Here is a 12,388-nt window from a genome sequence, read left to right as displayed (position 1 = left end):
GCTCGGCGAGCTTCTGCTGGAGGATCATCGAGTTGTTCTCGACCGCCCGGCGGGCGGCCCGTGGCCGCCGCACCGACCGGGGTCAGCCCTTGTCCGAGCCGTCGTTGGCGTCGCGGACGAAGTACCGCTGGAACACCACGAAGATGATCGCCACCGGGATGGTGGCCAGCAGTGCGGCGCCGAGCTTCAGCGGGTACTGGGTGCCCTTGCCGAGCGAGCCGCTGACCAGGTCGGCCAGGCCGCGCGGCAGGGTGAACAGGTCCGGGTCCTGCACCGACACCAGGCTGTGGGGGAACTCGTTCCAGGAGCCCTGGAACGACAGGATGGTGAGGGTGATCAGCGCCGGTTTCGCCATCGGCAGCACCACCGACCAGAAGGTACGGAAGATGCTCGCCCCGTCGATCCGGGCGGCCTCCTCGACACTCACCGGGATCGATTCGAAGAACTGTTTCATGATGAACACGCCCGCCGCGTCGGCCAGCAGCGGCACCACCAGTCCGGCGTAGCTGTTGTAGATGCCGAGCTGGTTGAGCACCAGGAACTTCGGGATCAGCAGCACCACCCCGGGCACCGCCATCACCGCGATGACGGCGGCGAACAGCCCGCTGCGGCCCCGGAACCGCAGCCGGGCCAGCGCGTACCCGGCGAGCGAGTCGAAGAAGACCCGACCGATGGTGACGAGCACTGTCACCAGCAGCGAGTTGCCCAGCCACAGGGGGAAGTTGGTGCCGGCGAAGATCCGCTCGAAGCCGGCCAGGGTGAGCGGGTCCGGGAACGGTGACAGTGGGTTCGCCGCCGCGTCGGGTTCGGTCTTGAGCGCGTTGCCAATCTGGATGACGAACGGGTAGAGGAACACCAGCCCGAAGAAGACGAGCGTCGCGTACCCCAGGAAGCGGGAGACCAGGGTGCGGGCCGCGTGCGTGTCGCGGCGCGCGGGCGCCGCCGCCGCCGGGCGGTCGGTGACCACTGCCATCTCAGGACCCTTCCGGTACGCGTCGACGCCGCCAGCCGCGTCGCGGCCGGTCGGTGTTGCGCTCGGCCAGTACCCGGCGCTGGACCAGCGTGAGCACGATGATGATCAGGAACAGGACGAACGAGATCGCCGCGCCGGAGCCGTACTCGAAGTCCCGGAAGGCGGTCCGGTACGACAGGTACGCCGGGGTGAGCGTGGTCTTGGCCGGGTCGCCCTGGCTCATCACGTACACCTGGTCGAAGACCTGCCAGGAGCCGATCATGCCCAGGGTGAGCACCAGGAAGGTGGTGGGCCTGATCATCGGCAGGGTGACGTACCGGAAGCGCTGCCACCGGGAGGCGCCGTCGAGGGTGCTCGCCTCCTCCAGGGTGACCGGCACGTTCTGCAGCCCGGCCAGGAACATCAGCATGAAGGTGCCGGAGGTGGTCCAGATGACAAGTGTGATGATCGACATCATCGCCACGCTCGGGCCGGCCAACCAGTCCCACCAGCTCAGCCCGAACGGGCCGCCGTCCGTGAGTGCGGCCGGTGGCGAGTCGACGCCGATCGCACCGAACAGCAGGTGCAGCACGCCCCGGGAGTCGGCGAACCATTCCGGGCCGTCGATCCCGACGAAACCGAGCAGCGCGTTCACCGCGCCGGAGTTGGCGAAGAGGAACAGGAACACCACGCTGATCGCCACCGAGCTGGTGACCGAGGGGAAGTAGAAGGCGCTGCGGAAGAAGCTCTTGCCCTTGAGCATCCGGTTGTTGACCACCAACGCCAGCCCGAGCGCGAGCACTGTCTGCGCCGGCACCACGATCGCCACGTAGTAGATGTTGTTGCGGATGCTCGTCATGAAGTCGCGGCGGGCCAGCCCGTCCTCGGTGAACAACTGGGTGTAGTTGTGCGCGCCGACGAACGGGACGTCGCCGGTGAACGGGCTGCCCTGGCCGTTCCAGTCGGTCAGGCTGACCCAGAGCGCCATCACGATGGGCAGCAGCAGGAACAGCCCCAGGATGACGATCACCGGCGCGACGAAGAGCCAGCCAGCGAGGTTCTCGTTGCTCCGGATGCCGCGCCCGCGTCGGCGGGGGCCGGCCCCGCCAGCGGTCGCCGCTGCGGTACGTGTCTCGGTTGCCATCTTCCCTCCCTTCTCCTCTTTCCGGCCGACGTGCGGTGGGGCCCCGGCGATGCCGGGGCCCCACCGTCACCTCAGCTGCCGCCAAGCGCCGCCTTGGCGTTCTTGTCGAAGTTCTGCAGGACGGTCTTCGGGTCGCCGTTGGCCAGCCCCTGCAGACCGGTGTCGAGGTCCTTGAGGACGCTGTCCATCTTCGGGGCGTTCACCGGGCCCTGGGCGTACGCGGCGCCGTCGATGAACACCTTGTCCGCCGGGAAGGCGGCGGTGTACTGCTCGCCCGCCGACTGCCGGGACGGCATGACACCGAACGCCTTCGCGAAGGTCATCTGCTGCTCGCCGCTCGTCATCGCCTCGACGAACTTGATCGCCTGGTCCTTGTACTTGCTCTTCGCGGCGATGCCCCAGCACTGGGTGAAGGAGAGCGTGCCCTGCCCCTTGGGGCCGGCCGGCAGCGCCACGACCTTGTACTTCACGTTCGGGAAGTCGTTCTGCAGGGCACCCTTGATCCAGTTGCCCTCGATGGTCATCACGGCCTTGCCCTTGCCGAACGCCTCACCGGACCAGCCGGCGTCGAGCTGCTTCGGGTACTTCGCCAGGCCGGTGCTGAGCATGGTCTTGACGTACTGGAGGGCGGCGAGGTTCTCCGGGGTGTCGGCGGTCGGCTGCTTGCCGTCCTTGCTCACCAGCCAACCGCCGTTCTGCACCATGAAGGCGCCGATCCGGTCCCGGGTGTCACCGAGGGCCAGCGGGACCTGCCCCTTGGCCTTGATCTTCTGGGCGGCGGCGGTGAGCTGCTCCCAGGTCGTCGGCACGTCGGCGTCGGTCAGCCCGGCCCGGGTCCACAGCTCGGTGTTGATCTGCAGGGCCAGTGTGGAGAAGTCCTTCGGCGCGCAGTAGAGCTTGCCGTCGTACGTGAACGCGCTGCGCAGGCTCTCGTAGAAGTCACCGGAGTTGCTGACCTTGTCGCCGTACGGCTCGAGCGCGCCGACGCTCGCGTAGTTGGCGAACTGGGCGGCATCCACGTAGAAGACGTCCGGCGGGGTTCCGCCGGCGAGGGCCTGACCGAGCTGCTGGGTGAGGTCCTGCGCCGGGGTGACGGTCGCGGTGTTGCCGGATCCGGTGGCCCACTTGGCGGCGGCGTCCTGCACCGCCTTGGTCTCGGCCTCACCGGACGAGCCGATCAGGATCTGCAGGCTGGCCGGCCCACTGGACTGGGTGGTGTCGCCGGAGGAGTCGTCGAAGCCACTGCCGCAGGCGGCGGAGCCGAGGAGGGCGACGGCGGCGAGGCCCGCTACCGCTGCCCGGGTGATTGTTCGGGGTGCCATGGTTTCTCCTGGTGGGGGGTGGGACTACGCGGTGTGCCGCAGCGCCAGCGAGGGCTGGAGCAGCACGGGGGTGGGGGTCTCGTGGTCGCCGTCGAGGACCCCGGTCAGCAGGTCCACGCAGCGGGCTGCGGCCTCGCCCAGTGGTTGGCTGACGCTTGTCAGCCCGACCGCGGCGGCCACCGGCGTGTCGTCGAAGCCGATCACCGACACCGGCGGGTCGACGCCGCGGATCGCCTGGAGGGCGCCGAGGGCGAGCGAGTCGCTGGCACAGACCACGGCGGTGGGCGTCGCGGCGACCAGCAGGTCACGCATCAGGCGTTCGCCCTCGGCGATGCCGTCCTCGGTCTCCCGGTGCAGCCCGGTGGGGTCGACGCCGGCGGCGTGCAACGCGTCGCGCCAGCCGGAGCGCCTGTCGTCACCGACGCCGGAGCCGACCGGCCAGCCGATGAAGGCGATCCGCCGGTGGCCGGCGTCCAGGAGGTGCCGGGTGGCCCCGGCGGTACCGGCCGCGCCGTCCACGTCCACCCAGGGATGCGCGTCGAGCGCGTCCCACGGGCGACCGAAGGTCACGAACGGCACGTTCCGGTCGGCGAGCCACTCGGTACGCGGGTCACCGTGCTTGGTGCCGACCAGCACGAACGCGTCCAACTCGTAGGTGCCGAGCAGGTCGCCATAGGTGGCGATCTCCCGGTCGTCGTCGGTGGCGGTGTAGAGCAGCACGCGGTAGCCGGCAGCGTCAGCGGTCTCGGTGAGGCCGTGCAGGAAGCGGTCGAGCACGGAGCCGTTGATGCCGTCGCGGGTCGGGTCGATCCGGGCGGCGATGAGGCGGGACCGGCCGGTGCGCATCTGTCGGGCGGCCTGGTTGGCCCGGTAGCCGAGCGCGTGTATCGCGTCCTCGACCCGCTGACGGGTCTCCTGCCGCACGATGTGCGGCGCGTTGAGCACGTTGGACACGGTCTGCCGGCTGACTCGGGCGTGCCGGGCCACCGTCGCGATGGTCACCTTTTCGGCCACTTAATCCCTCTCGCCGTCTTGAACGATCCAATTTGGATAAGGCAGGATTGGATCGTTCAAGTTTCTGGAATGTTTCGCACTTTGCACCGCCAGGGGCGCGTTGTCAAGATGGCCGCCCCGCACCCCGAGGATCTGGAGCCACACCGTGATCGAACGCCAGCTGCAACCCCTCCTGCACGAGTTGGTCGGGGTGGTCTTCGCCCCGACCAGCGCGCTGGGGGACGCGACCGGGCAGATCCGCCCCACCGGCGTCCAGGGCGTCTTCCACGCCGACGCCCGGGTGCTCTCCCGCGCCGAGCTGCGGGTCGACGAACGGGAACTCGAAGGGCTCACCCGCGCCGACGACGGCCCACATGGCGCGCACTTCGTGGGCCTGGCCCGCTGGCTCGGTGACCCCACGCCCGACCCCACCGTCCGCGTCGACCGACTCCGGCGGGCCACCCGCCACGGCATCACCGAGGAACTGCGCATCACCTCCACCGCCACCGTCGGCGTACGGGCCACAGTCACCGTCGACCTCGCCTGCGACCTGGCACCCATCGAGGTCGTCAAGTCCGGTGGCGCCACCGACGCGCTGAGCGCCGTTGCTGTTCGGCCGGGCACGCTCACCTGGTCGGGCACCGGGATCACCGTCACCGTCACCGCGCCGGACGCCGACGTGCTCGCCGGCGACGAGCGGGCCACCACGCCCCGGCTGACCTGGCCCGTCGACCTGCCCCCTGGCGGCGAGACAGTGCTGCGCTGGCAGTTGACCGTCGACGACCCACGCGCCGTCGTCGTCGGCCCGGCCGGCGAGCCCGAATGGTCCCGACCCGAGGTGACAGCCGACGACCGGCGCCTCGTCCGACTCCTCGACCGCAGCCTTGACGACCTGCGCGGCCTCCGACTGGCCGAGACCGGCGCACCAGGTGACGTGTTCCTCGGCGCCGGGGTGCCCTGGTTCCTCACCCTGTTCGGCCGGGACAGCCTCTGGGCCGCCCGGATGATGCTGCCGCTCGGCACCGACCTGGCCGCCGGCACCCTGCGCGTACTGGCCCGCCGGCAGGGCACCCGCGTCGACCCGACGACCGGCGAGGCGCCCGGCAAGATCCTGCACGAGCTGCGCCGCCACACGTTCGCCCTGCCCGACAACGGCCTACGCCTTCCCCCGGCGTACTACGGCACCGTCGACGCCACGATGCTCTGGGTCAACCTGCTGCACGACGCCTGGCGGTGGGGAATGCCCGCCGAGCAGATCGAACCCCTGCTGCCGCACCTGGAGGCCGCGCTGCGCTGGCTCGGCGAGCACGCCGACCCGGACGGCGACGGGCTCGTCGAATACGTCGACACCACCGGACACGGCCTGTCCAACCAGGGCTGGAAGGACTCCGGCGACGCCGTCCGCTTCCACGACGGCACCCTGGCCACCGCGCCGATCGTGCTGGCCGAGGTGCAGGGGTACGCCCACGAGGCAGCCGTGAACGGCGCCGCCCTGCTCGACGCGTTCGGCCGACCGGGCGCCGACCGCTGGCGCGAACACGCCGCCGCACTTGTCGGCCGGTTCCGCAAGAGCTTCTGGGTCGACGGACGCCACGGCCCGCAACCCGCGCTGGCCCTCGACCGCGACAAGCGCCCCGTCGACTCACTGACCAGCAACATCGGTCACCTGCTCGGCACCGGCCTGCTCGACCGGGACGAGGAGGCACAGGTTGCGCGTCTGCTCACCACCGACACGATGGCCAGCGGGTTCGGGCTCCGCACCATGTCCACCGACGACGCCGGCTTCAGCCCACTGTCGTACCACTGTGGCTCGATCTGGACCCACGACACCGCCATCGTGCTCGGCGGGCTGGCCCGGGCCGGTCACCGCGAGGCCGCACTCGGTCTGGCGGACGGGCTGCTCGGCGCGGCCGAGGCGTTCGACTACCGGATGCCCGAACTGTACGGCGGCGACGACCGGGCACTCGTCAACCGACCGGTGCCGTACCCGGCCGCCTGCCGACCCCAGGCATGGGCCGCGGCGGGCGCGGTGCTGCTGCTCCAGGCCGCCACGGGGCTCTACCCGGACGTCCCGGGCGGCACGGTCCGACTGGCCCCCCTGGCGGGATCGGAACTCGGTGCCGTGGCGGTCGACGGCCTCCGCGTGGCCAACACTCCGGTGCACGTCACTGTCGACCGCACCGGCGAAGCCACAGTCACCGGCCTCCCCACTCCCCTGACCCCACCCCTCCCCACCCAACGACGCCCCCCAATCCCCACCCCCAGTAACAGCGACCCCACCGCCCGCCCCTGAGCCCTCCGCCCCACCCCTGACCCGCCCCCCGCCCCGCCCTGCCCCGCCCCGCCCCGCCCTGCCCTGCCCCGCCCTGCCCTGCCCCGCCCTGCCCTGCCCCGTCGATCATGGAGTTGTGGTGGGCAACAGCTCCCTGTACGCCCCTTATGTGAGGCACCACAACTCCATGATCGACGGAGGCCATGCCGGACACCCCGCCGATCTTGCACTTTCGGTTGTCGAGATGCGGCAAATGCACCTTAGACCGCAACAGAAAGCGCAAGATCGGCGAAGGTCACGGGGTCACGGGGTCAGGGGGTTTGTTCGGCGATCAGCTCTTCGTCGTCCATGGCTCCAGTGGGGTGGAAGCCGAGGGACTCGTAGAGGGTTGCGGCAGGGGTGTTGTCGGGGTGGTACGACAGGCGGACCGGGGGGTTGCCGTCCCGGGCCGCCAGCCAGGGAGCCAGCGTCCGCACGGTGGCCCGGCCGACGCCCTGGCCCTGCTCGGCGGCGTCGATCAGCATCCCGCCGATCCAGTGTGAGCCGTCGTCGTCCACGCCCCACATGACGTGGCCGACGACTGTCTCGTCGGCGTACACCGCCAACGAGTTCCACACGTCGGAACGCATGCTGAGCAGCAGGTAACGCGCGCCGAGCGCGGCCACGAACCGGCGCTGGTCGTCGCGTGGGGCGACGTCGGCCACGGCCCGCCAGTTGTCGTCGTCGACGGGCCGCAGCGTGACTCGCCGCCCGGCCCGGTCCAGGTCTCCGGCATCGATCATCCGGCGGATGCTACCCGGGCCGCGTCGGTGGATTCTGGACAGTTGCCGTCAGCGCCCGGGACGGAAGGCGGCCCGGCCCGGTCAGTCGAGGAGGGCGTCCAGGCCGACGGTGAGGCCGGGGCGGTTGCGCACCGCGCGGGCGGCCAGCAGCACGCCCGGCATGAACGACACCCGGTCGTACGAGTCGTGTCGGATGGTGAGCGTCTCGCCGGTGCCCCCGAACAGCACCTCCTGGTGGGCGACCAGGCCGGTGGCGCGCACCGCGTGGACGCGTACCCCGTCGATGTCGGCGCCGCGCGCACCCGGCACCTCGTCCTTGGTGGCGTCCGGGACCGGGCCGAGGCCGGCTTCGGCGCGGGCCTGGGCGATCTGCCGGGCGGTGTGGGTGGCGGTCCCGCTCGGGGCGTCCAGCTTGCGGGGGTGGTGCTGCTCGATGATCTCGACGGACTCGAAGTGCCGGGCGGCGCGGGCGGCGAACTGCATCATCAGGACCGCGCCGATGCCGAAGTTCGGGGCGATGACCACGCCCACCTCGGGCTTGTCGGCCAGCCAGGCACGCACCTGCTCCAGGCGTTGCTCGGTGAAGCCGGTCGTGCCGACCACCGCGCTGATGCCCTGCTCGATGCACCACTGGAGGTTGTCCATGACGACGTCCGGCGTGGTGAAGTCGACGACCACCTGGGCGCTGGAGACGGCGGATCGGCTGTCACCCTGGTCGATCGACGCCACGAGGGTGAGGTCGTCGGCGGCGTCGACGGCCTTGCAGACCTCGATGCCCATCCGGCCCCGGGCACCAAACACGCCGACCCCCAGCTGCTGGGCCGGGGTCTTCTGCTCGTCAGTCACGGGGCACAACCTATCCCAATCGGGACGTGCCCCTCAGGCCGGATCCGGCGGCATCCACCCGCCGGGATGCCGCACTCGAAAGGTCGCCGCCCACGCCGGAGGCGGCAGCCCTCAGACAGTGAAGTCGCCGGCGCCGAACGGGCCCACCACGGCCAGCGACATCGGGCGGCTGAGCACCTCGGCGGCGAGGACGTTCACGTCCTCCACGGTGACCTCGTCGACCCGGCGGAGCAGTTCGTCGACAGGCATCAGGTCGCCGTACAGCAGCTCACCCTTTGCCAACCGGCTCATCCGGGAGCCGGTGTCCTCCAAGCCGAGCACGAAGGAGCCCTTGCTCATCCCCTTGCCCCGGGCCACCTCGGCCTCGGTCAACCCCTCGGCGGCCACCCGGGCCAGCTCGGCGCGGGTGAGAGCCAGCACCTCGTCGACCTTGCCCGGCGCGCAGCCGGCGTAGACGGCAAAGAGGCCGCTGTCGGCGTACTGGCTGGCGTAGGAGTAGACGGAGTACGCGAGGCCGCGCTGCTCGCGGATCTCCTGGAACAGGCGGCTGGACATGCCGCCGCCGAGCACGTTGTTGAGCACCCCGAGGGCGAAGCGTCGATCGTCGAGCCGGTCGATGCCGGGGCAACCGAGGATGACGTGGGCCTGCTCGGTTTCCTTCGGCTCCACCAGTGTGGTCGCCGGTTTGGTGCGTACCGCAGGGGTCGCCGCGCGGTGCGGCGCCGGGCTGGCCGGGTCGCTGTCCAGTGGGGTGCCACGCACTGCCTGCCGGACCAGCTTGACCACCGCGGCGTGGTCGAGGTTGCCGGCGGCGGCGATGACGATCTGCGGCGCGGTGTAGCGACCCCGGTAGAAGCTCTGGATCTGCCGGCGGGTCATCGGGGTGACGGTCTCCGCGGTGCCGGAGATGAGCCGGCCCAGCGGGTGATCGCCGTAGACGGCCTGGACGAAGAGGTCGTGCACCTCGTCGCCCGGCTCGTCGTCGTGCATGGCGATCTCTTCCAGGATCACGCCACGCTCGGTCTCGACGTCGGCGGGCTCCAAGAGCGAGTCGGCGACCAGGTCGCACATCACGTCGATCGCCAGCGGCAGGTCCTCGTCCAGCACGCGGGCGTAGTAGCAGGTGTATTCCTTCGTGGTGAAGGCGTTCGTCTCGCCACCCACCGCCTCGATCTGCGAGGAGATCTCCAGCGCGGTGCGCTTGTGGGTGCCCTTGAACAGCAGGTGTTCGAGGAAGTGCGCGGCACCGGCCTGCGGGCCGGTCTCGTCACGCGAACCGACGGCCACCCAGATGCCGAACGAGACGCTGCGCATCGCCGGGATCGCCTCGGTGAGGACGCGCAGGCCGCTGGGCAGCACGGTACGACGTACCGTGCCGCCCAGCGGATCGTCGCTGAGTGTCCGGGTCACCGCGCGGGCGGTGCCGCCGGAGCGGCCCGCCCCGGTGTCCCGAGACGGGGCCACCCCCCGTCGATCCGGTGGAAACGGCGCGCTGATGGCCCGACTCACGTGGTGCTCCCGGTTCGACGAGGGGTGGGTGATGCGTGGTACGACGATCAGCTGTGCCGGGTCCGGCGGCGCGGACGCTCGCCGCCCTCGCCACCCTCGCCGCCGCCGCCGTTGCCGCCCTCGCCGCCGCGCTCCGGGCCACGCCCGCCACGGTCGCCGCCACGGTCACGGTCGCCGCGGTCGCGCGGAGCCCGGTCGCCACGGTCACGGCCAGCCGGCCGGTCGCCAGCGGCGGCCTCACCGACGGCCGGAGCCTCGGTGCCCTCGGGGCGGACCTTGTCGAGGTAGATCTTGCCGCGGGCGTCGATGTCCGCGATCTCGACCTCGACCCGGTCGCCGACGTTGAGGAAGTCCTCGACGCGCTCGACCCGCTTGCCGTCGCCCACCTTGGAGATGTGCAGCAGACCGTCGCGGCCCGGCAGCAGCGAGATGAACGCGCCGAACGCGGCGGTCTTGACCACAGTGCCGAGGAACCGCTCGCCCTGCTTCGGCAGCGTCGGGTTGGCGATGCCGTTGATCCGGTCGACGGCCGCCTGGGCCGACGGGCCGTTGGTGGCGCCGACGTAGATCGTGCCGTCGTCCTCGATGGAGATCTCGGCGCCGGTCTCGTCCTGGATCGCGTTGATGGTCTGCCCCTTCGGGCCGATCACCATGCCGATCTTGTCGACCGGGATCTTGACGGTGGTGACCCGCGGCGCGTAGTCGGACATCTCGGCCGGAGCCTCGATCGCCGCCTTCATGACGCCGAGGATGACCTGCCGGGCCTCGTTGGCCTGCTGCAACGCGGCAGCCAGCACGTCCGACGGGATGCCGTTGAGCTTGGTGTCGAGCTGGAGCGCGGTGACGAACTCCGGCGTGCCGGCGACCTTGAAGTCCATGTCACCGAACGCGTCCTCGGCTCCGAGGATGTCGGTCAGCGTCACGTACTGGGTCTTGCCGTCCACCTCGTCGGAGATGAGCCCCATCGCGATGCCCGCGACCGGCGCCTTCAGCGGCACACCTGCGGAGAGCAGGCCCAGCGTCGACGCGCAGACCGAACCCATCGAGGTGGAGCCGTTGGAGCCGAGCGCCTCCGACACCTGCCGGATGGCGTACGGGAACTCCTCGCGCGACGGCAGCACCGGGATCAGCGCGCGCTCGGCGAGAGCGCCGTGGCCGATCTCGCGACGCTTCGGCGAGCCAACCCGGCCGGTCTCACCGGTCGAGTACGGCGGGAAGTTGTAGTTGTGCATGTAGCGCTTGCGGTTCTCCGGGGACAGCGTGTCCACCATCTGCTCCATGCGGAGCATGTTCAGCGTGGTGACGCCCAGGATCTGGGTCTCGCCCCGCTCGAACAGCGCGGAACCGTGCACCCGGGGCAGCACGCCGACCTCGGCGGTCAGCGCCCGGATGTCGCGCGGGCCACGCCCGTCCATGCGGACCTGCTCGCGCAGCACGCGGTTGCGCACCTCGGACTTGGTGAGCGACCGGAAGGCGGCGGACAGCTCCTTCTCCCGGCCCTCGAACCGAGCGCCCAACTCCTCGGCGACGCGGGCCTTGACCCGGTCCAGGGCCTCCTCGCGGTCGGCCTTGCCGGCGATGGTGATCGCCTCGGCGACCTCGCCGCGGGCCAGCTCGGAGACGGCGTCGTACACGTCGTCCTGGTAGTCCAGGAAGACCGGGAACTCGGTGACCGGCTTGGCGGCGACCTCGGCCAGCTCGCTCTGCGCGCGGCACAGCTCACGGATCGCCGGCTTGGCGGCCTCCAGGCCGCTGGCGACGACCTCCTCGGTCGGGGCGGTGGCACCGGCCGAGATGAGAGCGACGGCGTTCGGAGTGGCCTCGGCCTCGACCATCATGATCGCGACGTCGCCGTCGTCGAGCGTGCGGCCGGCGACGACCATGTCGAAGGTGGCGCGAGCCAGCTCCTCCAGGGTCGGGAAGGCGACCCACTGGCCGTCGATGTGGGCGACGCGGGTCGCACCGATCGGGCCGGAGAACGGCAGGCCGGAGAGCTTGGTCGACATCGAGGCGGCGTTGATCGCCACGACGTCGTACGGGTGCTGCGGGTCGAGCGCGAGGATGGTCTCGACGACCTGGACCTCGTTACGCAGGCCCTTGACGAAGGACGGGCGCAGCGGCCGGTCGATCAGCCGGCAGGTGAGGATCGCGTCCTCGCTGGGCCGACCCTCGCGGCGGAAGAACGAGCCGGGGATGCGGCCCGCGGCGTACATCCGCTCCTCGACGTCGACGGTGAGCGGGAAGAAGTCGAACTGCTCCTTCGGGTGCTTACCGGCGGTCGTGGCGGAGAGAACCACCGTCTCGCCCAGCTGGGCGATGACGGAACCGGCAGCCTGGCGAGCCAGTCGACCGGTGGAGAAGGTGATCTCGCGGGTGCCGAAGGACCCGTTGTCGATCACGGCGGTGCGGGATTCGGTGCCGAGTTTGGTCTCGGTCATGTGCTGTCGTGCTCCTTCGCGTCGTGGGCCCACGACATCGGGGAGCTGCTCAGCCGGCCGGTCTTCGATCGAAGCGCCCGGGTGGCCGGCATGATGCCGGGTTCCCGGGGGCCACTACCGGAGACCGGTA

The 12,388-nt window shown here is 70.8% G+C and carries 9 protein-coding genes; 1 reads left to right on the top strand and 8 read right to left on the bottom strand.

Translation table 11 applies throughout. The features are described 5' to 3' along the window. Positions 1-82 precede the first annotated feature (82 nt). From ABZ406_RS28745 to ABZ406_RS28730, 4 genes are all read right to left on the bottom strand, one after another. Positions 83-973 (bottom strand): carbohydrate ABC transporter permease, encoded by an 891-nt coding sequence (locus ABZ406_RS28745; RefSeq protein WP_357768202.1) that lies wholly within the window; start codon positions 971-973, stop codon positions 83-85. A 1-nt stretch (position 974) separates the two neighbouring features. After that, a complete protein-coding gene (locus tag ABZ406_RS28740) occupies positions 975-2,096 on the bottom strand; it encodes a sugar ABC transporter permease (protein WP_357768199.1) in 1,122 nt (373 codons plus the stop codon). Between the two features lie 71 nt (positions 2,097-2,167). Further along, on the bottom strand, positions 2,168-3,418 hold the full coding sequence (locus ABZ406_RS28735) for an extracellular solute-binding protein (RefSeq protein WP_357768196.1): 1,251 nt from the start codon (positions 3,416-3,418) through the stop codon (positions 2,168-2,170). 24 nt (positions 3,419-3,442) lie between these two features. Next, entirely contained in the window at positions 3,443-4,432 is a 990-nt protein-coding gene (locus tag ABZ406_RS28730; protein WP_357768193.1) for a LacI family DNA-binding transcriptional regulator, read from the bottom strand. Positions 4,433-4,577: 145 nt separating this feature from the next. Here ABZ406_RS28730 and ABZ406_RS28725 point away from each other — a divergent pair, with 145 nt between their 5' ends. Beyond that, entirely contained in the window at positions 4,578-6,704 is a 2,127-nt protein-coding gene (locus ABZ406_RS28725) for a glycogen debranching N-terminal domain-containing protein (RefSeq protein WP_357768190.1), read from the top strand. Between the two features lie 290 nt (positions 6,705-6,994). On the opposite strand, the gene ABZ406_RS28720 is transcribed toward ABZ406_RS28725, so the two are convergent. The 4 genes from ABZ406_RS28720 to ABZ406_RS28705 form a co-directional block, all read right to left on the bottom strand. After that, the gene (locus ABZ406_RS28720; RefSeq protein ID WP_357768187.1) at positions 6,995-7,465 is read right to left on the bottom strand and encodes a GNAT family N-acetyltransferase; all 471 of its coding nucleotides are present in this window, start codon (positions 7,463-7,465) and stop codon (positions 6,995-6,997) included. Between the two features lie 81 nt (positions 7,466-7,546). After that, entirely contained in the window at positions 7,547-8,311 is a 765-nt protein-coding gene (dapB, locus tag ABZ406_RS28715; RefSeq protein ID WP_357768184.1) for a 4-hydroxy-tetrahydrodipicolinate reductase, read from the bottom strand. A gap of 111 nt (positions 8,312-8,422) precedes the next feature. Continuing rightward, positions 8,423-9,820, bottom strand: a complete 1,398-nt coding sequence (locus tag ABZ406_RS28710; protein WP_357768181.1) for a pitrilysin family protein — start codon at positions 9,818-9,820, stop codon at positions 8,423-8,425. Between the two features lie 47 nt (positions 9,821-9,867). Then, positions 9,868-12,258, bottom strand: a complete 2,391-nt coding sequence (locus ABZ406_RS28705) for a polyribonucleotide nucleotidyltransferase (RefSeq protein WP_357768178.1) — start codon at positions 12,256-12,258, stop codon at positions 9,868-9,870. Positions 12,259-12,388: the final 130 nt, after the last annotated feature.

This window comes from Micromonospora sp. NPDC005710 (assembly GCF_040630995.1).
Lineage (GTDB): Bacteria > Actinomycetota > Actinomycetes > Mycobacteriales > Micromonosporaceae > Micromonospora.
The sequence above is the reverse complement of the archived record's forward strand: the minus strand, read 5'-3'. Positions and strand labels throughout refer to the sequence as shown.